Below are 22,647 nucleotides of genomic sequence, written 5' to 3'. Positions count from 1 at the left end.
TCAAGCGCATCGGTCCGAAAGCCGCATTCGATTTTCGACGGGACGATACGCAACTTCAAAGTGGTAGAACCTCCCAGTCACGTCTGGATGGACGAGAGGGGACTCTACGAGCTGGAAACTAGCCGAAACATGCTAAGAAACGTTTATGATAGATTTCTACAGGACGGCTGGAATATACAATTAAAAATCGTGTTTCTGAAATGACTTTAAGTCGTCAGCAGGTCACGATAGAGCTTCATCATCTCATCGGCCATGACCGGGGTGGAAAATTTCGCCTTGAAGCTGTCGGGACGCGGCATGACCCGCTGCGCCCAGTCGGCATCCTCTGCATCCTTGACCATGATCCGCGCCAGCGCATCGGCGTCACCGGCCGGAACAAGCGCCTCGCTGTCTTCTCCAAGAACTTCGGGAATACCGCCAACGTGTGAGGCGATGACGGTTTTTCCCGCCGCAAGCGCTTCCAGAACGATATAGGGCATGGCTTCCGCGCGGGAAGGCACCACCACCGTGGTGGCGAGTTCGAAGGCCTGTCTGGCGGGCATGGCGGCATGCATGGAAATGCGCCGGGAAAGCCCTGCCGTGTCGATCATCGCCGCATATTTGTCCCTGTCGGGTCCGTCGCCGACGATGACGCCGGACATGGGCCGGCCGATGTTGCGCTCCATCTTTGCGAAGGCTCTAATGAAAACATCCGGTCCCTTGAGGTCACGCAGCATGCCGATATAGAGGAAACGGGCGGCACCTTCGCGGGGAAGGACGGTTTCGAATTCGCTCTCCTGAACGCCATTATAGATCATAGCGGTGCGGGTGCGCGGCTTGCCGACCTTGGCTTCGTAAGTCTCCTGTTCGAAATTGCAGACGAAACAGAGCGCATCCGTGAAATGCTCCTGAAATCGCTCCAGCCGCAGGAAGAGCTGCCCCTTCAGGCTGTTTCGGGCATAATGCAGGCTGCCGCCATGCGGCGAATAGAGGCGGGCTACGCGATACCTGTTCGCCCGCAGGAGTGAGCCGATCAGCCGGGCAAGAGCGCCACCCTTGGCGCTGTGCCCGTGCAGAATGTCCGGCCGCAAACTTTTGATGTGTTTGTAGGATTTCCAAAGCGCCAGGAGGTCGCCGGGGCTGATCGACCGGCGGATGGGCAGGCGGGTGAGGCCAAGCTCCAGCATCGGGGTGATTTGCGCGAAAAGCCGTTCCTCGTGCGCACCGCCGGTGGAGCTGTCGCAGACGATGCCGACCTTGTGGCCTTGCCTGACATGTTCCTCGATCAGATCGCGCACATGGCGGAAAACGCCGCCCACCGGGGAGCGGAAACAATGAATGATGCGCAGGGGAGGGCCGTCATCCGACACGTTCACCGCTCCGTTTTCAGAAGAAGCGTTCGCGTACATAGACGGTATCGCCCGCCAGAATGGGCGCGCTGATCCCGATGCGGCCGGTCATCACCTCGGCATTGATCTTGCGGGTAATGTCGACATCCGCCTGGTTGGCGCGCGGAGTGAAACCGCCGGCAATGGCGATGGCGTTTTGCACGGTCATGCCCGGCACATAGGAATATTGGCCGGGACGACCCACTTCACCCATGATGAAGACGGGACGGTAACGGTCGATTTCGATGGTCACGTCGGGATCGCGCAGATATCCCTGCCGCAGCTTCGCGGCAATGGCGGCTTCGAGCTGCGGCAGCGTCTTGCCGCGCGCGGGAACCTGACCGACGAGCGGGAAGGCGACGTAACCCGCCTGATCGACGGTATAGGTATTGGTCAGCCCGACCTGTTCGAAAACGTTGATGCGCAGCCTGTCACCGCTATCGACGTGATAGGGTTGCAGTGCGGCCTCATTAAATGAGCGCGGTGCGGGTTGATATGCCGCGCAACCGGAAAGGGCCGTCAAAACGGCAAGCGTCAGTGCGGTGACATGTCGTGATCCGGCGAGCGGCATCTCATCTGGCTCCGAGTCGATCTTTGACCATTCTTATCGTTCTGTTAGGGTTAATGGCCGGTAAACATCAGGCGCGAGCGATGATAATAGCGGCTTTATTTCGTCGGATTCTCCGAGATTAACGGTTGTGTTACCGGCAAGACTTAAACTTCGCGAAAATTGGCCATCTATATTTGAGCGCCCGAGGTTTGTCTCGGTTACGGAGCTTGCATGAACGGCGATCGCATTGATGACAGGGATGTGGATATCGACCTTGCGCAACTTGTTGCGGCGATATGGCGACGCAGGGTGCGGATAGCGGCGATTACCCTTCTCTCCGGGGGCGCCGCCTTCGTGGCTGCCAGCATGATGTCGCCTGCCTATAAGGGCGAGGCGCGCGTGCTCATCGAATCCCGCGCGGCCTCTTTCGGCGCCTCGCAGCAGTCCAATGCACCCGCTGAACCCGTGCTTGATGAATTGACCGTTTCCAGCCAGGTGCAGATCCTGCAGTCGGTCGACCTCATCAAGCAGGTTGCGAAAGACATGAAGCTTTATGAGCTTGATGAGTTCGATCCGGAAGCCCACCCTTCCTTTGTTTCGCAGCTGCTGGTCGCGGTCGGCCTCAAGAAGGATCCGCTGCAGGTTCTGCCCGAGGAGCGGGTGCTGACCGCCTTCCGGGAGAAATTGCAGGTCTATCAGGTCGAAAGCTCGCGGGTCATCACAGTCGAATTTTCCTCGAAAGATCCGAAGCTCGCTGCCGCCATCCCCAATGAGATGATGAAGGCTTATATTTCGCTGCAAAGTGGCGCGAAGCTGGATACCAGCACGGAAGCGGCACGCTGGCTGGAGCCGGAAATTGCCAATCTGCGCGAGAAGGTGCGTGAGGCGGATCGTAAGGTCGCGGATTATCGTGCCTCGTCCGATCTCCTTTCGGCCGGGCAGGGCGAAACGCTTGCCACCCGCCAGCTCAGCGACATCTCTACCGAACTCGGCCGTATCCGTGGCGAGCGCGCCAATGCGGAAGCGCGGGCCGAAGGCGTGCGTAATGCGCTGGCAAGCGGCCGCGCGCTCGATACCTTCCCCGATGTCGTCGCCTCTCCGACGATCCAGAGGCTGAAAGAAAACGAAACGACGATCCGCAGCCAGATTTCCGATCTTTCCTCTTCGTTGCTGGAGGGCCATCCCCGCATAAGGGCGCTGCGCAACCAGCTTTCCGGCATAGAGCGGCAGATTCAGGAAGAGACACGCAAGGTACTCGCAAGCCTTGAAAACGAGGCGAATGTATCGCGCCTGCGCGAACGGCAGCTTGTCCAGCAATTGAACGTGCTGAAATCTGAAAGCGTGCGGGCCGGCGAGCAGCAGGTGGGCCTCAACGATCTCGAGCGCGAGGCCTCGGCCCAGCGGCAGCTTCTAGAAACCTATCTCGCCCGTTACCGCGAAGCGACGTCGCGGGCAGGCTCGGTGGATTCCACGCCCGCCGATGCGCGTGTCATTTCGGCGGCGGTGGAACCGCGTGAACCCTATTTCCCGAAAACCGGCGCCATCACCATTGTGGTGACGCTCGCAGCCTTTCTGCTCTCCTGCATCGTCGTCATGCTGGTGGAACTCTTCACCGGCCGGGCTCTGAAGCCGGTGGGCCGCAGCCAGGTCCCGCCGCTCTCCGATCCGCCACCGCCGGCACGCGCGCGGACCGAGACGGATGAGGCCGCGGACGTGCCGGAACAACCCATTGCCGCGCGTCACGAGACAATCCAGCCGGCTCCCCAGGCCATTCCGGTCGCGGCGCACCATAAGGTCGCCGAGGAAGAGCCGCAGATGCCTGTAACAACCATGGCTGCGATACCGGCCTTGCCAAAAGAGGAGGTGGTTGCAACGCGAGAGGTGGCGGCAGAAGAGGATATCGACACGTCGGACGATTTTTCGATCGACGCCGTTGCGGGTTTTCTTGCTACGCGGCTTGCCAAGCCGGTCGCCGCCGTCGTGTCGCCGGCTGGTGATAGCGGTTCGACCTCGACCGTGATGCTGGCGCGCGCCTTGTCAGAAATGGGCCGGTCGGTGGTTCTCGTCGATATGACGGCGTCTGGCTGTCCAACGCGGCTGATGACACCCGAAGCCGGGCTTCCCGGTGTCATGGACCTTCTGGCCGGTGCGGCCGCCTTTGGTGAAACAATTCACGGAGACCGGCTGTCCGACGCCCATATCGTGCCGCGCGGCAACGCCCAGCCGCGTGAGGCCATGCGCGCCATAGATCGTCTGACGATGATCCTCAGCGCGTTGTCAGATGCCTATGATACGGTTCTCGTCGAGTGTGGCGCGGTGCAGATCGCAAGTCTTGAGAAAATGCTGCGCAATCTGCCGGCGGAAATAATCGTTTCCGTTCCCGGCCAGGACGGTGAGATGCTGGAAAAGACGCTCGATGACCTGGTGGCACAGGGCTATGAGCAGGCGTTGCCGATGACCGGGATGCGCAAACCGGATCATCTGAGCGCCGCCTGACGGGCCGCGAAACCCCGCTCAGTCGGCGGCCGAGGCTTCCGCTCTTGGCCGCCCGGCGCGAAAACGCTGGATCAGTGCATAAAGCGCCGGATTGGATTTGATCAGGCTCTTCGTCCGGGCGATGGCGACATAGGCGGAAGCCGCTGCCCGGCCCTTCAACGTCACCGGCAGGAATATATCGTGCTGCGCGGTGGAAAGCGGGCACCAGCTGCGTTTGTAGAGCTGGTCGCCCACACCGAAATCGAAAATCGCCGCCTTTTCACGACACGCCCTTTCGATCATCAGCCAGAACAGCAATTCGCCGGGACTGAGTTCTGAAAAAGATTCATCGATCGAACCGAACTGGCAGATGATGTGATCCTGCTTGCGCGAAAGACCGGCGACGGCAGCGATGATGCCTTCATTTGCGCCACGCAGGCGAATCGCGTGCAGCTCCAGCAGAGTGTCCGTGCCCGTTTCCTGGAAGTTGGCCAGATCGTAGAAGAAGTCTTTCACCGACTGGTCGCGAAATACATCGGGAATGCGCTGTGAGGCAAAGCGAGTGGCCTTTTGCCGGAAGAATGTCTGCAATAATTCGCATTTTTCCTTCGGGGATCGGGCGATCACATGGCTGTAGCCACCCATTTCCTCCGCCCTGCGGCTCTGGATGCGGAATTTCTTCCGTCGTCTCTTGGCATTGACCTGCCGAAGCGTGGCTTCGAAACTGTCGAGCAGGGGAAGCTGGAAGGCCGGGTTCTGGTTTTCGACGGAGGCCAGATAGGAGAGCGGACTGGTCCTGCCGCGCCAGATCAACGGGATGTTCTGCAGCGCGAGAATATCGGCCCGGCCGTCAAGCAGCTTGCGCGCCTCGCGGGCAATCGCCGCGGCGATTTCCTGTCCGGCGCGAGCGGCAAAGGCCGGTTCGAAAAGCCCGGTATTGATATTGTTGAAGCGGCCGCCGGGAAAACGCGCCTTGCGGATACCGCCTTCCTGCACGATTTCGAGCGGCAGCAGGAAGATGGTCCTGCCGTCCTGCCGGCCACGCAGGGTCAGGAGGGCACTCTCCTGCGTTTGCGCCCAGATGGAACACCAGCCAAAGCCCTGATGCAGCGAATTGAGCGGGTCGTTTTCCAGCTGTTCCCAGTCGGAGCGGATGGACTTGGCGTCGTCAACGAGATCGATCACCAGACGATCGGCACCGCGCCGCTCGTTGTGCACGGCGGTCGGCGCTTTATCCTCGCTGATTGTGACCGGCCCCTCAGCCACCATCCACTCTCTCCGGTTGTTTCGGTCGGACTATATCCTTGAGCGGCAAACAATCTGTTTATAAAATTGCGACCTCAGGGTGTCGCGTAGTCGCCTGCGATTAGCCCTGTTTTTTAGGACCGGCCATCCATTTGATGATCAGCATCGCTGGCAATATCCACAGAATGCCGCTCAGTACGAAATAGGCGAGATGCACCCACCAGGGCGATTGCGCCAGCGTCGCCGACGCGATGGCCGTCGCCGCTACGGCGTAAACGACGACGAGGCAGATGATGACGACGGTGCCGATAAGCGATCTGAGGCGAGGGTGCATGAAATCTTCCATCATTGAATGTCTGCGCAGGACTATACCGCCGCGACCGCATGCCGCAAACCCTGAGGCCTTGTTTTGTGGTGCCGGTTGGGGCTAATCAACATGACTGTATGAGGGAGACCTGAAAGATGCGTTCGAACGGCATGACGATGGCAAATGGTTCTGTGGACATGGTGGTGGAGGCCGCCCTGCAGAAACAGGAAAAAGACCGCCGCCTGCTGCGCATCTGGCTGCGCGTCGTGCTTTTCACGCTCTTCTGTCTGGTCCTCGTCGGCGGCGCCACGCGGCTCACCGAATCCGGCCTGTCGATCACGGAATGGAAACCGATTCACGGCGCGATACCGCCGCTTTCCGTGGCTGAGTGGGAAGAGGAATTCCAGCTCTACAAGCGCATTCCCCAATATCAGGAAATCAACAAGGGCATGTCGCTTGATGAGTTCAAGACGATTTTCTGGTGGGAATGGGCCCATCGCCTGCTTGCCCGTACCATCGGCCTCGTCTTTGCCCTCCCGCTTGCCTTCTTCTGGCTCACCGGCCGCGTTGAAAAGCGCCTGCGCCTGCCGCTGGTAGGCCTTCTGGCGCTTGGCGGTTTCCAGGGCTTCGTCGGTTGGTGGATGGTGTCATCAGGCCTCGTCAACCGCACGGATGTCTCGCAATATCGCCTCGCCACCCATCTGACGATCGCCTGCCTCATCTTCGCGGGCTGTATGTGGATATTGCGCGGCCTGTCGCATCATTCACCTGATGCGGCGGATGAGCGGACGGGCAGGGGCTTTGCCGCGCTGCTGACGGTACTCTGTCTGTTCCAGATCTATCTCGGCGCGCTGGTGGCGGGGCTGAATGCCGGCCTGTCCTATAATACCTGGCCGCTGATGGATGGTTCGCTGGTGCCGGGTGATCTCTTCCTGCAACAGCCCTGGTGGATCAACCTGTTCGAAAATCCGAAGACGGTGCAGTTCATCCACCGTCTCGGCGCCTACACGCTGTTTGCCGCCACGCTGTGGCATATGGTGTCGATGGCCCGTGCCTTGCCCGGCACGCCGCATGCCCGCCGCGCTGTGCTGTTCTTCGTGCTCATCTCCATTCAGGCGGGACTCGGCATCACCACGCTTCTGATGCATGTCGATATCCATGTCGCTCTCGCCCATCAGGGCATGGCGCTGCTGGTGCTTGGTTTTGCTGTCGCCCATTGGCGCGGGTTCATCGGTGAATATCCGGCACCCGTCGCGGTCGAACTCAGGGACTGACCGCGCTTAAAACTGTTTCAGCACTGCCTTGATGGTTGCCGCGACGGCGAGTTCGTTGTCGCGCTCTTCCGCATTTTCGTCCTCTTCGTGCCAGGTGGCCGAAAGGCAGCCATAGGCAAAGGCATATTGCAGCAATAGCCGTTCGTCCCGTTGCAGCGTCCGGGAAAAGATCGCTGCCATGGAGGCGATGCGTGCTTCGCTGCGGGTGAGGTCGAAACGGTCGAGCGGATTGGAGAACATGTTGGCGACATCGAGCGCCGCATCGCCGATCAGGCCGGCCGGGTCGATGATGATCCAGCCGCGATCGCTGTGCATGATATTCTCATGGTGCAGGTCGCCATGCAGCGGCTTGATATTCCGCTGCTGATCTATCAGCGTCTGCGCAAGCCTTGCTGCCTCGACAAAGGGGCTGTCGACGCCGTCGGAACGATCCTGTTCGGCCTTGCGGAACAGGCTTTCGAAATAGAGCGGCAGCGTTAGCAGGCTGGACGGCGGCGGCTGCTCTGATGGCTGGTGATATCTAAGCAGAACCTCAGCGGCGATTTCCGTGGTGGCATCGTCGTTGCCATCGCGGAACAGCACGTCGCGAAGGGTCTCCGTGCCCGCATGTTCCATCAGCAGAATATTGTCGGAGCGGTCGAGCAGTTCGACGCAGCCGATACCCGCGCGCCATGCGATGAAATCCGCGCCGCGAAGGCTGTCTTTAAGCACCTTCTTTTTCAGAACCTTGCCAATGGCAAGAGAGCCGTCCTTGCGCGTCAGTTCATACACGATGCCGGCCGGTGTATCGGCGATGCGTTTTGCGGCCTCGATATTCCACGAGGCTGGAAAAGACGGCGTGGTATTATTCATGCGAAAAATCTCATGCCGACAGCATCAGTTCCATATTCTGCACGGCCGCGCCGGAGGCGCCCTTGCCGAGATTGTCGAGCAACGCCACGAGATTGATGTGCTCGCCGCCTTCCGTGCCGAAGACGAAGAGCTTCATCGTGTCCTTGCCCGCCAGTTCTTCCGCATCGATGCGGGAAAGCCCCTTGCTTTCGGCAAGCGGAACGACACTGACGATGTCCTGACCGGCATAATGGGCCACCAGTGCGGCATGGATCGTTTCGATTGTCGTGCCTTCCTTCAGGTCGGCGGCAAACAGCGGCACCTGCACGATCATGCCTTGCGGGAAACGACCGACGGAGGGCGAAAACAGCGGTGCACGGTCGAGCTGGCCGTGGATGGTCATCTCCGGCACATGCTTGTGCTTGAGCGTCAGGCCATACAGGAAATTATTGGCGCTGATGGCGTCATCGCGGCTCTGGTCTTCCATCTGCGCGATCATCTGCTTGCCGCCGCCGGTGTAGCCGGAAACCGCATTGACGCTGACCGGATAACCGTCCGGCAGGAGGCCTGCGGTGCGAAGCGGGCGCAGAAGGGCGATCGCGCCGGTAGGGTAGCAGCCCGGATTGGCGACGAGGCGGGCGGAACGAACCTTTTCGCCCTGTTCCTTATCCATTTCGGCAAAGCCATAAGCCCAGTCCTGATGGACGCGATAGGCGGTCGAGGTGTCGATGATGCGGACATTGTTGTTGCCGGCCACCATGGAGACAGCCTCCTTCGAGGCATCGTCCGGCAGGCAGAGGATCGAAATGTCGGCGTTGTTGAGCATATCCTCGCGCATCGCCGCATTGCGGCGCTCGGCCTCTGGAATGGACAGCAGCTCGATATCGCGGCGACCGGCAAGGCGCGTGCGGATCTGCAGACCCGTGGTGCCGTGTTCGCCATCGATGAAGATCTTCGCTGTCATGTCCTTGTCCTGACTTTTCAAAGGGTTGAAAGGGTATTCGGAATCAGTTCGGCAAGTGCCGTTTTGCTTGTCAGCCAGCCTTGGCCAGCCGTTCGGCACGCAGGCCAAGCATATACATTGCAACGGTCGCTCCGGCAATGGCGGTAATATCCGCATGGTCGTAAGCGGGGGCCACCTCCACCACGTCAGAACCGCGAATATCAAGCTGGCCAAGCCCGCGCAGAACCGAGAGAGTTTTGGCGCTGGTCGGTCCGCCGGCGACAGGTGTGCCGGTGCCAGGTGCGAAGGCGGGATCGAGGCAATCAATATCGAAGGTCAGGTAGACCGGCATGCCGCCCGTGTGCTTGACGATCAGCGAAGCGATATCACTCGCCTTCATTTCTTCCACCTCGTAACCGTGGAGAATACGGATGCCGAAATCGTCGGGTGCATGGGTGCGGATACCGATCTGGATCGAACGATCAGGATCTATCAGCCCGTCGCGCACCGCACGCGCGACGAAGGAGCCGTGGTCGATGCGCTTGCCATCATCGAACCATGTGTCCTGATGCGCATCGAATTGCACCAGCGCCAGCCGCCCATGCTTGGCCACATGCGCTTTCAGCAATGGCCAGGTGATGAAGTGATCGCCGCCGAGCGTCAGCAGATAATCCGTCTTGGAGATGATTCTGCGCGCTTCCTTTTCGATCGTATCGGGCGTTTTCCAGTGGTTGCCATAGTCGAGCAGGCAGTCGCCATAATCGATGGTCGGCATATGGGCGAAAAGATCGCGAGCGAAGGGATATTGCGGATCATTGTCGAAGATCGCCGAGGCGCGGCGGATCGCCTGCGGCCCGAAGCGCGCACCGGGCCGGTTGGAGGTTGCCGCGTCAAAGGGAATACCCCACACGGCCGTCGAAACGCCCTTGAGATTCTTCGTATATTTACGCCGCATGAAGGAGAGGACGCCCGCATGGGTGGGGTCGGTCGCGGCCGAAGTCAGCGTTGTCGAGGTAAAGGCATGGTCGATTGTTTTGGCCGGCATATGTCACCCCATCGCGTTTTGCGTTGAAGGTGCTGCCTTCTCGCCGAAAAAACAAGGGACGAGAGCCATGAAAAAAGGCGGAGCCGAAGCCCCGCCTTTCGAAGTTCTGAACGAACTGTTCCGATAAGCGATTAACGCTTGGAGAACTGGAACGAACGGCGGGCCTTGGCCTTACCGTACTTCTTACGCTCGACAACACGGCTGTCGCGGGTCAGGAAGCCACCCTTCTTCAGAACGGAGCGCAGGCCCGGTTCGAAGTAGGTGAGTGCCTTGGAAACACCGTGACGAACGGCACCGGCCTGGCCGGAAAGACCGCCGCCTGCAACCGTTGCAATGATGTCGAACTGACCCGAACGGGCAGCTGCGACCAACGGCTGCTGGAGGATCATCTGCAGAACCGGACGTGCGAAATACGTGGTGAAATCGCGGCCGTTGATGATGATCTTGCCAGAACCGGCCTTCACCCATACGCGGGCTACGGCGTTCTTGCGCTTGCCGGTCGCGTAGGAGCGGCCGAGGGTGTCAACCTTGCGGACGTGCACGGGAGCCGAAGCTTCCGATGCCGGGGCGAGGTCTTTCAGAGAGGAAAGATCGGCCATTATCAGGCGCTCCTTACGTTCTTCTTGTTAAGCGCGGCCACGTCGAGAACGGTGGGCTGCTGTGCTTCGTGCGGGTGGTTAGAGCCGGCGTAAACGCGCAGGTTCTTCATCTGGCGACGGCCGAGCGGGCCGCGCGGGATCATGCGCTCGATGGCCTTTTCAACGACACGCTCCGGGAAGCGGCCTTCGATGATCTGGCGAGCGGTGCGCTCCTTGATGCCACCCGGGTGACCGGTGTGCCAGTAGTACTTCTTGTCGGAATACTTCTTGCCGGTGAAGGCAACCTTTTCCGCATTGATAACGATGACGTTGTCGCCATCATCAACGTGGGGGGTAAAGGTAGCCTTGTGCTTGCCGCGCAGGCGGGTTGCAACGATGGTGGCGAGGCGACCAACAACGAGGCCTTCGGCGTCGATGATGATCCACTTCTTCTCCACCTCAGCGGGCTTCTGAACGAAAGTAGACATGGATTTCACTTTCTAACGTGGACCCGTCACACTCTTGATAAAAGAGCATACGGGCGTTTCTTGTTGCTTGATTTGGTTGCCGTTAAAGGCAACCGCAAATGACCCTATTCCGGCTGGAATCCGATCTGGCGCGCTTATACGGTGTGTGCGTGAAAGCGTCAATATGACGGATTTTGCGGGCTGTAAAAATAACTGAATTAAAACAGCATGTTAGTTGCGGGGTATTATTTTACCCCATTAAATCGACCCATTTTAGCCGAGCCGCATCACCAGAACGCCCGCCGCGATGATGCCGCCGGCGAGATAACGCCAGATGCTGGCGCGTTCCTTCAGGATGACGACGGAGATCACCAGCGCAAAGAGAATGGAGGTTTCCCTGAGTGCCGCGACCACGGCGACGGGGGCTTTGGTCATGGCATAGAGCGCCAGACCGTAGGACAGAATGGAGCCGCCGCCGCCGATCAGGCCGCGCCACCAGTTGCGCCGAACGTGCTGCGCAACCGGGCCGACGCCGCGCTGGTAAAAGGCAAAACCGAACAGCAGCACCGGCGGCAGAAGCGACATCCACAGCGTATAGGAGATCGCATTGCCGGAAAGCCGCGCTCCCACCCCGTCGACGAAGGTGTAGGAGGCGATCACGAAGGCATTGAGAAGGGCGACCAGGATCGCCTTTCCACCGCCGCGCCGCGCTTCGAAAGCCAGCGTCAGGATGCCGCCGGAAATGACGGCGATGCCGGCGAGTGCGAGCGGGCTTAACACCTCGCTGAGAAACAGGCTGCTCGTTGCGGCAACGATCAAAGGCGCCACGCCGCGCATGACGGGATAGACGAGGCCAATATCGCCGATCGTATAGGCGGCGGCGACAAGGCGGAAATAGGCGAATTGCAGAATGGCCGAGGCAATCAGAAAAGGTATGGCCACCGGCGTCGGAAAGGGCAGGAAAGGCAGAAAGGGCAAGGAGCAAGCCGCAGCCCCTGCCGCAATCAGCGAGGCGTCCAGCGATTTGTCGGACCCGGATTTGACCAGCGCATTCCATCCGGCATGCAGCACCGCGCCGAGGAGCACCAGAAGAAGAATGTCAAATGTCACAATAAAGACTCGCTCGCCGGCTACTTTTGGCAACCTATAGCATTGGTTTGAAAACCGGAATCGATTTCCCGCGGGCAGCAAGCCTTTTCCGATTGCCCATGCACACGATTTTCGACCGCACAAGCCACCCGGGCGGGATGCACCTTGCCGCAGATATTGCTACACGCGTAAAATTTGCGCTTTGTTCACGTTTTGCAAATGAGGAATGATTTTGCGCGGGCTTGATGCAAGGTTCTGCTCAGGATTTCATCTATCAGGCGCGGGCACCAGTGCTGGATGCACGGCTCGTCGTTCCTCCAAGGGGCACATTTTGGGCTAAAAATATGACTTGTTTCACTAAATGTTCCCGCTGATCCCCTATGGGTATTTTGAGCGGAAGGTGTATCAATTCGCAGATGACATTCTTGAAAATAAATTTCATGTATTCGCATAATGATGAACTGTAACGTTATAGTCTGGGGTATTGATTGGTTTACGACATAACTTATTGAAAATTAGATATAGCTAATTTAACTGCGAACGGAATGAAAACAAACAGGAGACGAACGGCGCATGAATTGCACGTCAATGTTGTTTGCGCTGGTATTCAGGTCTGTCTGCGCCGTTTTTAAAAACTGGACAGAAATAGTCAATACAATCCGAATTCCCGTGTTTGGTGAAATCATTTTGCGTGGACAACAAGCGGCCGCTGCAGGGCGCTGAACTCTCCGTGGCAGCGATTTTTGGGCCGGGCAGGGGTTCAAGAGAACGGAAAGGCTTCCTAGATTGGAAGGGTGGGCGCAATCGCCGATGTTGGGGCTGTGTTCGCGAAATCATGCAGGAGACGCTATCCTCGCGTGGTTTTCGTATGGTGGACTTGCGCTGGTATTCTTCAAATCAGGTGACGTTCCAGAAGGGATAAGTTGACATGCAGCATGATACTTACGAGCCCGACTATCTCAGAAAAATTCTGACTGACGTCAAAACCATCGCCTTGCTCGGTGCTTCACCCAATCCCGACAGGCCGAGCCACGGCGTGATGCGCTTTCTGCTGTCCAAGGGGTATCGCGTCTTTCCGGTCAATCCCGGCCAGGCGGGCAAGGAGATATTGGGGCAGAAGGTCTATGCCAGGCTCGCCGATATCCCTGAGGCGATCGACATGATCGATGTTTTCCGCGCACCGGAATATTTGTCGGCCATTGTCGAGGAGGCGATATTGCTGCCCGACCGGCCATCGGTGATCTGGGGCCAGCTTTCCGTTCGCGACGACAATGCTGCCGCCAAGGCGGAAGCCTATGGCATTGACGTGGTGATGGACCGTTGCCCCGCAATTGAGTATCCGCGTCTCAATATTGCGCGATAGTTGGTACGGATTGCACTTATCATTTGACGCCAAGGCATTATGATCCCTCCAAAATTCCAATGGAGGAAACATAATGCCGAGCAACAATCCTGGATTTTCGACACTGGCCGTTCACGCCGGCGCGCAGCCTGATCCTACTACCGGTGCGCGCGCAACGCCGATTTATCAGACGACGGCCTATGCTTTCCGCGATGCGGATCACGCCGCCGCCTTGTTCGGATTGAAAGAGTTCGGCAATATCTACACCCGCATCATGAACCCCACCCAGGCGGTTCTGGAGGAGCGCGTGGCGGCGCTCGAAGGCGGTACGGCGGCGCTCGCCGTCGCTTCCGGTCACGCGGCGCAATTGCTGGTTTTCCATACGCTCATGCAATCCGGCGATAATTTCGTCGCGGCCCGCCAGCTTTATGGTGGCTCCATCAACCAGTTCGGCCACGCCTTCAAGGGTTTCGACTGGCAGGTGCGCTGGGCGGACGCCGCAGATCCGGCAAGCTTCGAGGCGCAGATCGATGAGCGCACGCGCGCCATCTTCATCGAAAGCCTTGCCAATCCCGGCGGCACCTTCGTCGATATCGCCGCGATTGCCGATGTCGCCCACCGTCACGGCCTGCCGCTCATTGTCGACAACACCATGGCAAGTCCCTATCTGCTGCGGCCGCTGGAACATGGCGCTGACATCGTGCTGCATTCGCTGACGAAATTCCTTGGAGGACACGGCAATTCCATGGGTGGCATCATTGTTGATGGCGGCACCTTCGACTGGTCGGCGACGGATAGATTCCCGGCACTGTCGCAGCCGCGTCCGGAATATTCCGGCGTCGTCCTGCACCAGACCTTTGGCAACTTCGCCTTCGCCATCGCCTGCCGTGTCCTGGGATTGCGTGATCTCGGCCCGGCAATCTCGCCCTTCAACGCCTTCCTGATCCTGACCGGCATAGAGACGCTGCCGCTGCGCGTTCAGCGCCATTCCGACAATGCGCTCGCCGTCGCGAAATGGCTGAAGGCGCACCCAAAGGTCGGCTGGGTCCATTATGCGGGCCTGGAGGACAGCGATAACCACGCCATCCAGCAGCATTATTCGCCGAAGGGTGCGGGCTCCGTCTTCACCTTCGGCGTGAAGGGCGGTTATGCTGGCGGAAAGGCGCTGGTGGAAGGGCTGCAGCTTTTCTCCCATCTCGCCAATATCGGCGATACACGCTCGCTCGTCATCCACCCGGCCTCCACCACCCATGCCCAGCTGACACCGGAACAGCAGACGGCAGCCGGCGCCGGGCCGGATGTGGTGCGCCTGTCGATCGGCATCGAAGACGTCAAGGACATCATCGCCGATCTCGAACAGTCATTTGCCAAGGTGTGATGAGTTTCTTCATACGGGCGTGAATAGCCGCATGACGGCCGACTTCTAATTACGCAGCCGCCGGAAAGCCTTTGGAAACAGGGTATTTTCGGTGGCAGCGAATTTGATTGTTATGGTTGGCAGGGATTAGCATCGATGCGCATCGGCTCGCTGGCGCACCGCTTAAATCTTCTGCAACGTGCCGACGAAGTCACGAGAAATGGCGCAGGATTTATTCATAAAGCCGATGATCAGTTCCAGTTGCTCGTCATCATAGTCTCGATAGAGCGCCTCCATCCTTTCCTGAAGCGGCGCGTACATCTCAAACAACGCACGCATTTTTTCAGGATCTGGTGCTGCCAGCACGCGACGGCGATCCGCAGGGTCGGGCAAACGTCTTATGAAGCCGGCCTTCTCCAAGCGATCCAGCAGCGCCGTCACCGCTCCGGTCGTCAGGCCGGTTGCTTTCGCAAGTCCGCCTGCACTGGCTTGGCCCTGCATTTGAAGAATGTCCAGGCACTCCAGATCGGTGGTGTTCAACCGAGCCTTGGACGCTATAGCCTGGCTGATCAGCAGTGATTGCGCGCTGGCTTGGCGAAGCAGGTCGGTCAACCGTCGATTTGAGATGTCTCTTGACATTAAAGTATCTCGATAATTAAGAAATCATAGTGATCAAGATAATGGGCCGGGCGTGATTTCGCCAGTGGTAAGTTCATTACTGGGTTCATGTGCTTCGAAAAGTTGGAAAATGCCTGCTGATCCGACTTGCTCTCGCAAGCATCGCAGCGATGATTTCTGGAAAAGGTGAGTGACGACAATGTTCGAACCCTCGGTTTTTTATGCGGTCGCGATTGCCGGTATTCTTGGCGCCATCGGGCTGGGCGGCGGCATCTACGAGACTCTCCTTGTTGACCGGGTATGGCCCTCCCAGCCGGTGCTGATCCAACCCGAAAGGGGCGGGATCAACCGAAAGCTTTTCTGGGGTCCCATTCACGGGCTGTTCGAAGTGGCGTTGCTTCTGGCCGTCTGGCTGACATGGGCTCACCCCGCCATTCGCATCTGGATATGGCTGGCACTCGCGGTGCATCTTGCGGCACGAATCTGGTCCTTTGCCTATTTCATCCCCATGGCGCTGCGGTTTGAGACGGAAGTGGCCGGTGAGGCCAAAACGGCTTCGAAGGCTGCAATGAAATGGGTCCGATTGAGCCGCTGGCGGCTTCCGATCGAATTTCTGGCCACGCTCTTCCTGTTCATAGCGCTCGCGAAATTGGCAGGAAATTGAGGTTGCACATAGTCGCTTCAAGCGCAGAATCCGCCTAAGACAGACGCTCTAGCGCCCCATCACGAAAGACGTGCCATATGGAAAACCGAGCCGGACTGCTTCGAATTGTCAGCTTTTTCCTTGCATTCGGAATTGCACTTTTGGCCGACGTGCCGGGCATTGCTCCGGTCCCGAAGGCGCAGGCTGAGGCGGAATATTTCCCGACGCAGCAGGATTTTGTCGGAAAATGGAAGCTCACCGGTGCGACCAGCCGCCCGCCGCGGGACATGAAGACGGCGCCAACGGCCCAGCAGGAAGCGGACGCCACGCTGTTCCAAGAAACGGTGACGACTTTTTACTCCGCCTTCGACTATCTGGAGATCACGGCGGACGGACGTTACAATTTCCATCAAGCTGGTGATCCACCGTCCACCGGATGCGTCTGGTGCGGGACGTGGTCGTTTAACAAGAGTTCCTTATGGCTCAAGCTGGATACCACGCCGAGGCTCGATATCTATGCGAAGGACGGCGATATGCAGATGACCTACACCGCCGAACCCGACAAGAAGTCGAAATACAAGTGGCTGGTGTTTGGCTGGACCAAGATGGAGTGAACTGCATCTTTCCCGGCTGCGGCCGCCCGTCTGGGCGAGGGATGCCAAGCAAGCATTCATCGTCATCGAGTTGAAAATCAATTTTAAGTTGTGTTCTGGGTTGAAGGCGTTTGACGAAGCGCTCACAATCGAGCAAAGCTATGGTAACGACCACATTTGACGGACCGGGATACCATGGCGAATTTTCTGTCTTTTGATGATGTCACCGAAGTGGAGCATGGCGCACCCGCGCCGGAAAGACTGATATCAGGTGATCCCAAATTCACGACATGGAATCTCGAAGAGGCTCCCGGCGGCATCTATGCCGGCATCTGGCAGTCCACTCCCGGCAAATGGCGGGTGGTCTATGACGAATGGGAATATTTCAGCATTCTCGAAGGCCATTCCATCCTGACTGAAGACGGCGGCGCATCGCGCGATCTGAGGCCGGGTGACCGGGTGGTTCTGCGCCCGGGCTTCACAGGCACCTGGGAGGTCGTGGAAACGACGCGTAAGGATTATGTCATCCGGTTGTAGGGGCGGATGACTTTTATGTGTCCATCGCCGGGAAAAGGTCATTCCCGGCATGGCTGTCACCAGCTGAGATCGAGCCGCTCCAGACCATGGAAATGATAGACGTCCTTCACCTTGGGCGGCTCGGCAATCTTCAGGCCGGGCAGGCGTTTGAAAAGCAGGGGCAAAGCGAGATTGAGCTCCAGTCTCGCAAGCGGCGCACCGATGCAGAAATGGATGCCGGCACCGAAGGAGACGTTGGCGCCCTCGTTCCGATCTGGCAGGAAGGCCAGAGGATCGGAAAATTTCGCCGGATCGAGGTTGGCGGCTGCCAGGATGAGGCTGACCTTGTCGCCGCGCTTGAACTGCACGCCATCGATCTCGACCGGTTCGAGAACCCAACGCTGGAAGATGTGGACCGGCGCGCAGATGCGCAGCGTTTCCTCGACCGTGCGTTCGGTTGCCGTCTCGTCATGGAAAAGGGTCTCGGGGTTGAGGCCGCTTTCCAGAATGATGCGCACCGAATTGCCGATCTGGTGCACCGTCGCCTCGTGACCGGCATTCAATAACACTATGGTCGTGGAGACCAGCTCGTCGTCTGTCAGGTATTGGCCCTTGTGCTCCGTATGGATCATGTGGCTCAGCAGATCGTCTTTGGGCTCCGCCCGCCGCTCGGCGATCACGCTGCGCACATAGTCCGAGAATTCCTTCGCCGCCTTGTCGGCAAGAAGCTCGTCTTCGGGCGTGCGCTTGAACATGTACATGCCGACATAGGCATGCGACCATTTGAGAAGCTGCGGCCCCATCTCTTCGGGAATGCCGATCATGCGGGCGATCATCGTCACCGGAATGATGTCGGCATAAGAGGAGAGCAGCTCAGTCTCGCCATTCGCTTCGAAGGCGTCGATCAGGCGGTTGGCGAGTTCCTCGATTTCCGGCTTCATCTTGTCGACATGCCGCGAAACGAAGGCGCGGTTGATCAGCGTGCGCAGCCGCGTGTGCTCCGGCGGCTCCAGCTCCAGAAGCGAATGCTGCTCGGCCAGGTCGAAATGCTTCACATGCTCAAGCGGCTCCGACAGGCCGATCTCTTCACGAGTAGCCACATGCAGGATCTGCCGTCCAAACCGGCGATCGCGCAGCAGGGTGCTGACATGGTCATAGCAGGTGAAAAACCACTGTCGCTGCTCTTCCCAGTAAAAGGTGGGACATTGCGCGTGCAGGGCGGCATAAACCGGGTTCGGATCGTTGTAGAAGGCCGGATCGCGGGCGTTGAGGGAAACGCGGCGAGTGGCGGGATCGATTTTGAGAAAGGGAAATGTCGCTGTCATGCTGATGGTTTAGTCCGCGTGTGGCGCTTTGGGAAGGGCGGGAAACGACCAGTGCGTTCGCCGTCACATGTCGCTGTAAGGTGACATTTCACCGGCTGGCGATGGCGGATATCCGGTTCAGTGCCGCGACCTGCCGGTCGGCATTGTTGTCCATCGGGTTTTCGTCGCGGTCCGAAGCGGGCACGACGACATTGGCCGAATTTACGTGGATGACGGTCCGGTTGCGCCCGGCCTTCTTGGCGGCATAAAGCGCACGGTCGGCCTCGGTCATCATCACGCTCAGCTCTGCATCCTTGATCAGGGCTTCGGATATGCCGACGCTGGTTGTCACCTTGATGGCTTCATTGCGTGCAGTGATTTTCGAAAGGCGCAGATTGCCACGGATGGATTCCGCAAGGGCCACGGTGCTGGAAGGGCTCTCGACTTCGGCCACCAGCGCAAATTCCTCGCCGCCCATCCGGACGAAAAGGCCGCGCTCGCCGATCACCCGTTGTGCGATATTGCAGAAATGCACGAGCACGGCATCGCCGGACTGATGTCCGTATCTGTCATTGATCTTCTTGAAATGGTCGATGTCGAAGAGAACCAGCGCTACGTAGCGGTCGGAGCCATGCGAGCGCTTCTTGATGCGGTCGAACTCCTCCAGCAGACCGCGCCGGTTGAGGACGCCGGTCAGATGATCGGTCATGGCGAGCCGGTGGAGACGGTCCTCCGTATCTTCCATGATGATCTTGGCGCTGATCATGATGATGGCCGTGAAACCGAGCATGCCGGAAATGGAGAGCGCCGACGTCATGGGAATGGCGTTGGGGATAGCGGCATTGGTCGGGATGACGATGGAAGCGACGAGTGCCCCGGCAAAAGCCTGCAGGATCAGGATCGTGGCCAGTACCTTTCGGCTGCGTGACGCGCGCGCCCTGCTGGCAAGAAGCACGCCGGCGAGCATGAAGTATCCCGTGGCTGCGCTGGCATGATAAAGCAGGATGCGAGCGACCATGTCTTCACGCACTGATGGCACGAACATTCCGGCGACCCATAGAAGGGCCGGAATGGCGATCCAGCCGCCGGGTTTGCGCTGCTCCAGACAGAGCAGGCCCGCGAGCCAGAAGCCGAAGGCGGAAAGCGCCAGCGTATTGCCGACCTGAATGGACAGGAAACTGGAAATATCCCCACGAAACGCCACCATGACGGTGCCAAAGCCCGTGGCGAGGAAACCGGCGGCGAAATAGAGATTGTGCCGGCGGGAAGGGCGGTGCAGCCACAGCGTTCCCAAAAGCACGGCAAGGGTGAACGTCTCCGCCGCCCATAGTAGCGTGCTCGTCTTTGCATCCAGCATTGCAAAATCCTATCTGCGCCATAATGCGGTAAAAGCGGGCGCTTTCGCACGAGGTGCGTTATGCCCGCTGGAATTGTTGAGCTGCCATTTCGCCCGGAAGGGCCCATTCCCCGATGGGAACCGGAAATTCGCTGGGCAATATCAGCAGCAAATACCTAACGAGTTCTTGCCGGTGAGAAGTTATATCTGTGCATCGCAGGCAGTTTTTGCCGGCGTCGCCCGCCATGGTAAAAAAATGGTGGCGGCAGGTGAAAGGGCCCCGGCTGGCCCCGGCCGGTTCGAAACCCTTGCCAGACCGGCCCCGAAGGCCTGCAAACGCTGTTGAGCCGTTAAGGATATGCGGCTTCGTGTCTTGAAGTACGGGGCAGGGACACTCTATGTAGGGAGAATGAAGGTTAGAAGTGATTCCGGAGCGGTTTTCCGCGAAGGGCAGAGTTGACAAAGGACGGACATGAAAAATCCAGTTGATACCGCCATGGCTCTGGTGCCGATGGTCGTAGAGCAGACCAATCGCGGCGAACGCTCCTACGACATATTTTCCCGTCTTCTCAAGGAACGCATCATTTTCCTCACCGGACCGGTGGAAGACCAGATGGCGTCGCTCGTCTGCGCGCAGCTCCTTTTCCTCGAGGCTGAGAACCCGAAGAAGGAAATCGCGCTCTACATCAATTCGCCGGGTGGTGTCGTGACCGCCGGCATGGCGATCTACGATACGATGCAGTTCATCCGCCCCGCGGTTTCGACGCTCTGCGTCGGTCAGGCCGCATCCATGGGCTCGCTGCTTCTGGCTGCTGGCGAAAAGGGAATGCGTTTCGCAACCCCGAACGCCCGCATCATGGTGCACCAGCCTTCCGGCGGCTTCCAGGGCCAGGCATCGGATATCGAGCGTCATGCCCGCGACATCATCAAGATGAAGCGTCGCCTCAATGAAGTCTACGTGAAGCACACCGGCCGCACGCTCGAAGAGGTTGAAAAAACCCTTGATCGCGACCACTTCATGGATGCAGACGAGGCGAAGGACTGGGGTGTGATCGACAAGATCCTGACCTCGCGCCAGGAAATGGAAGGCGCCGCCGCGAATTGAGGCGCGCCGCTTTCTAACGTTTGTTTGACCCCGCAAAAGTAATTTCGGGGCTTTCAACCGCAACAGAAAGCGATATTAGTATATATAAAGGCTATGTTGAGTTTTTATGACGTAGCCTTGTTTGATGGGGAATTCGTTGCAGCCGGTGGTCAGCTCATGTATCTGATACCGGTTAGTACCCCGGGAAACGAGGCGGATACGGCGATGCACCCCAAGGGCTGTCGTATCTGCGGGCGGTAAGTTGACCGCGATCCGTTTGGCGGACCTGCGGCGTGCTGGAAGGAAAGAGATATGAGCAAAGTCAGCGGCAGCAACGGCGGCGACTCTAAGAATACACTCTATTGTTCATTCTGCGGCAAGAGCCAGCACGAAGTCCGGAAACTCATTGCCGGACCGACAGTATTCATCTGCGATGAATGCGTCGAATTGTGCATGGACATCATCCGCGAGGAGAACAAGACGTCGATGGTGAAGTCGCGCGAGGGTGTTCCCACCCCGCAGGACATCATCAAGATTCTCGACGAATATGTCATCGGTCAGAAGCAGGCGAAGAAAATCCTGTCTGTGGCCGTTCACAACCATTACAAGCGCCTCGCGCATGCCTCCAAGAACGGCGATGTCGAGCTTGCGAAGTCGAACATCATGCTCGTCGGTCCGACGGGTTGCGGCAAGACCTATCTTGCCCAGACGCTCGCCCGCATCATCGACGTTCCCTTCACCATGGCGGACGCAACGACGCTGACCGAAGCCGGTTATGTCGGCGAGGACGTGGAAAACATCATCCTGAAGCTGTTGCAGGCTGCGGATTATAATGTCGAGCGCGCCCAGCGCGGCATCGTCTATATCGACGAAGTCGACAAGATTTCCCGCAAGTCGGACAATCCGTCCATCACGCGCGACGTGTCGGGCGAGGGCGTCCAGCAGGCGCTTCTGAAGATCATGGAAGGCACGGTCGCCTCCGTTCCGCCGCAGGGCGGCCGCAAGCATCCGCAGCAGGAATTCCTGCAGGTGGATACGACCAACATCCTGTTCATCTGCGGCGGCGCATTCGCCGGCCTCGACAAGATCATCTCGGCCCGTGGTGAAAAGACCTCGATCGGCTTCGGTGCGACCGTCAAGGCGGAAGACGATCGCCGTGTGGGCGAGGTGCTGCGCGAGCTGGAGCCGGAAGATCTGGTGAAGTTCGGTCTCATCCCGGAATTCATCGGCCGTCTGCCCGTTCTGGCAACGCTGGAAGACCTTGATGAAGATGCGCTGATCCAGATTCTGTCCGAGCCGAAGAACGCGCTCGTCAAGCAGTATCAGCGCCTGTTCGAGATGGAAGATGTGGAACTGACCTTCCACGAGGACGCGCTGCGCGAGATTGCCCGCAAGGCGATCACCCGTAAGACCGGTGCCCGCGGCCTGCGCTCGATCATGGAAAAGATCCTGCTGGATACCATGTTCGAACTGCCGACCCTGGAAGGTGTTCGCGAAGTTGTCATCTCCAACGACGTCGTCAGCGGTGTGGCCCGTCCGCTCTATATCTATGCGGATCGTCAGGAAGAAAAGACCAACGTTTCGGCCTGATAAGCTGGTCCAGTACTGTGATGAAATCAGAAGGCCCGCATCCGTGCGGGCCTTTTCCGTTGTGTGTTGCGTCGAAACTTGCGCCTAACTTGG

Annotated in this window: 22 protein-coding genes; 9 read left to right on the top strand and 13 right to left on the bottom strand. The window is 58.7% G+C overall.

The genetic code is table 11. From position 1 onward, the window contains the following. Positions 1 to 206: 206 nt before the first annotated feature. Entirely contained in the window at positions 207 to 1,349 is a 1,143-nt protein-coding gene (gene uppD / locus O8B93_RS13480) for a polysaccharide biosynthesis type 4 glycosyltransferase UppD (RefSeq protein ID WP_269710475.1), read from the bottom strand. Positions 1,350 to 1,365: 16 nt separating this feature from the next. Next, entirely contained in the window at positions 1,366 to 1,938 is a 573-nt protein-coding gene (gene uppC / locus O8B93_RS13475) for a polysaccharide export protein UppC (RefSeq protein WP_269710474.1), read from the bottom strand. Between the two features lie 210 nt (positions 1,939 to 2,148). On the opposite strand from uppC, the gene uppB reads away from it, so the two are divergent. After that, positions 2,149 to 4,413 carry a polysaccharide biosynthesis protein UppB gene (gene uppB / locus O8B93_RS13470; protein WP_269710473.1) on the top strand — a complete coding sequence of 755 codons (2,265 nt, stop codon included), beginning with the start codon at positions 2,149 to 2,151 and terminating at the stop codon, positions 4,411 to 4,413. Positions 4,414 to 4,431: 18 nt separating this feature from the next. On the opposite strand, the gene uppA is transcribed toward uppB, so the two are convergent. Further along, entirely contained in the window at positions 4,432 to 5,661 is a 1,230-nt protein-coding gene (gene uppA, locus O8B93_RS13465) for a polysaccharide biosynthesis GNAT family N-acetyltransferase UppA (protein WP_269710472.1), read from the bottom strand. A gap of 97 nt (positions 5,662 to 5,758) precedes the next feature. Next, the gene (locus tag O8B93_RS13460; RefSeq protein ID WP_269710471.1) at positions 5,759 to 5,971 is read right to left on the bottom strand and encodes a DUF2842 domain-containing protein; all 213 of its coding nucleotides are present in this window, start codon (positions 5,969 to 5,971) and stop codon (positions 5,759 to 5,761) included. Positions 5,972 to 6,114: 143 nt separating this feature from the next. On the opposite strand from O8B93_RS13460, the gene O8B93_RS13455 reads away from it, so the two are divergent. After that, a complete protein-coding gene (locus O8B93_RS13455) occupies positions 6,115 to 7,218 on the top strand; it encodes a COX15/CtaA family protein (protein WP_269710657.1) in 1,104 nt (367 codons plus the stop codon). Between the two features lie 6 nt (positions 7,219 to 7,224). Here O8B93_RS13455 and O8B93_RS13450 read toward each other — a convergent pair whose 3' ends face one another. The 6 genes from O8B93_RS13450 to O8B93_RS13425 all read right to left on the bottom strand — a co-directional run bounded on the left by O8B93_RS13450 (position 7,225) and on the right by O8B93_RS13425 (position 12,192). Further along, complete coding sequence (locus O8B93_RS13450; RefSeq protein ID WP_269710470.1) at positions 7,225 to 8,070, bottom strand: aminoglycoside phosphotransferase family protein; 846 nt, start codon at positions 8,068 to 8,070, stop codon at positions 7,225 to 7,227. Positions 8,071 to 8,080: 10 nt separating this feature from the next. Then, positions 8,081 to 9,013: an N-acetyl-gamma-glutamyl-phosphate reductase gene (argC, locus tag O8B93_RS13445; protein WP_269710469.1), complete on the bottom strand. Its 933-nt coding sequence runs from the start codon at positions 9,011 to 9,013 to the stop codon at positions 8,081 to 8,083. A 70-nt stretch (positions 9,014 to 9,083) separates the two neighbouring features. Beyond that, positions 9,084 to 10,037 (bottom strand): agmatinase, encoded by a 954-nt coding sequence (gene speB, locus O8B93_RS13440; RefSeq protein ID WP_269710468.1) that lies wholly within the window; start codon positions 10,035 to 10,037, stop codon positions 9,084 to 9,086. A 131-nt stretch (positions 10,038 to 10,168) separates the two neighbouring features. Next, positions 10,169 to 10,636, bottom strand: a complete 468-nt coding sequence (gene rpsI, locus O8B93_RS13435; protein ID WP_003496509.1) for a 30S ribosomal protein S9 — start codon at positions 10,634 to 10,636, stop codon at positions 10,169 to 10,171. A gap of 2 nt (positions 10,637 to 10,638) precedes the next feature. Further along, on the bottom strand, positions 10,639 to 11,103 hold the full coding sequence (gene rplM / locus O8B93_RS13430) for a 50S ribosomal protein L13 (RefSeq protein ID WP_006312738.1): 465 nt from the start codon (positions 11,101 to 11,103) through the stop codon (positions 10,639 to 10,641). A gap of 252 nt (positions 11,104 to 11,355) precedes the next feature. Then, positions 11,356 to 12,192: an EamA family transporter gene (locus O8B93_RS13425; protein ID WP_269710467.1), complete on the bottom strand. Its 837-nt coding sequence runs from the start codon at positions 12,190 to 12,192 to the stop codon at positions 11,356 to 11,358. 907 nt (positions 12,193 to 13,099) lie between these two features. Between O8B93_RS13425 and O8B93_RS13420 the strand changes: the two genes are divergently transcribed. Next, positions 13,100 to 13,534 (top strand): CoA-binding protein, encoded by a 435-nt coding sequence (locus O8B93_RS13420; RefSeq protein ID WP_269710466.1) that lies wholly within the window; start codon positions 13,100 to 13,102, stop codon positions 13,532 to 13,534. Positions 13,535 to 13,607: 73 nt separating this feature from the next. After that, entirely contained in the window at positions 13,608 to 14,891 is a 1,284-nt protein-coding gene (locus O8B93_RS13415; RefSeq protein ID WP_269710465.1) for an O-acetylhomoserine aminocarboxypropyltransferase, read from the top strand. 162 nt (positions 14,892 to 15,053) lie between these two features. On the opposite strand, the gene O8B93_RS13410 is transcribed toward O8B93_RS13415, so the two are convergent. Further along, positions 15,054 to 15,509, bottom strand: a complete 456-nt coding sequence (locus O8B93_RS13410) for a MarR family winged helix-turn-helix transcriptional regulator (RefSeq protein WP_269710464.1) — start codon at positions 15,507 to 15,509, stop codon at positions 15,054 to 15,056. Positions 15,510 to 15,687: 178 nt separating this feature from the next. Here O8B93_RS13410 and O8B93_RS13405 point away from each other — a divergent pair, with 178 nt between their 5' ends. From O8B93_RS13405 to O8B93_RS13395, 3 genes are all read left to right on the top strand, one after another. Continuing rightward, on the top strand, positions 15,688 to 16,152 hold the full coding sequence (locus O8B93_RS13405; protein WP_269710656.1) for a hypothetical protein: 465 nt from the start codon (positions 15,688 to 15,690) through the stop codon (positions 16,150 to 16,152). 77 nt (positions 16,153 to 16,229) lie between these two features. Then, the gene (locus tag O8B93_RS13400) at positions 16,230 to 16,745 is read left to right on the top strand and encodes a hypothetical protein (protein ID WP_269710463.1); all 516 of its coding nucleotides are present in this window, start codon (positions 16,230 to 16,232) and stop codon (positions 16,743 to 16,745) included. 174 nt (positions 16,746 to 16,919) lie between these two features. Beyond that, positions 16,920 to 17,261, top strand: a complete 342-nt coding sequence (locus O8B93_RS13395) for a cupin domain-containing protein (RefSeq protein ID WP_269710462.1) — start codon at positions 16,920 to 16,922, stop codon at positions 17,259 to 17,261. A gap of 56 nt (positions 17,262 to 17,317) precedes the next feature. Here the strand turns inward: O8B93_RS13395 and O8B93_RS13390 are convergent, their stop codons facing one another. Both O8B93_RS13390 and O8B93_RS13385 read right to left on the bottom strand, forming a co-directional pair. Further along, complete coding sequence (locus O8B93_RS13390; RefSeq protein ID WP_269710461.1) at positions 17,318 to 18,565, bottom strand: cytochrome P450; 1,248 nt, start codon at positions 18,563 to 18,565, stop codon at positions 17,318 to 17,320. An 88-nt stretch (positions 18,566 to 18,653) separates the two neighbouring features. Continuing rightward, a complete protein-coding gene (locus O8B93_RS13385; RefSeq protein ID WP_269710460.1) occupies positions 18,654 to 19,901 on the bottom strand; it encodes a GGDEF domain-containing protein in 1,248 nt (415 codons plus the stop codon). 451 nt (positions 19,902 to 20,352) lie between these two features. Here O8B93_RS13385 and clpP point away from each other — a divergent pair, with 451 nt between their 5' ends. Both clpP and clpX read left to right on the top strand, forming a co-directional pair. Next, a complete protein-coding gene (gene clpP / locus O8B93_RS13380) occupies positions 20,353 to 20,985 on the top strand; it encodes an ATP-dependent Clp endopeptidase proteolytic subunit ClpP (protein ID WP_003496491.1) in 633 nt (210 codons plus the stop codon). Between the two features lie 291 nt (positions 20,986 to 21,276). Continuing rightward, positions 21,277 to 22,554, top strand: coding sequence for an ATP-dependent Clp protease ATP-binding subunit ClpX (gene clpX / locus O8B93_RS13375; protein WP_003521528.1), 1,278 nt, complete (start codon positions 21,277 to 21,279; stop codon positions 22,552 to 22,554). Positions 22,555 to 22,647 lie beyond the last annotated feature (93 nt).

Origin of the sequence: Martinezella rhizogenes (genome assembly GCF_027460065.1) — a bacterium.
Taxonomy (GTDB): Bacteria; Pseudomonadota; Alphaproteobacteria; order Rhizobiales; family Rhizobiaceae; genus Agrobacterium; species Agrobacterium rhizogenes_C.
The sequence above is the reverse complement of the archived record's forward strand: the minus strand, read 5'-3'. Positions and strand labels throughout refer to the sequence as shown.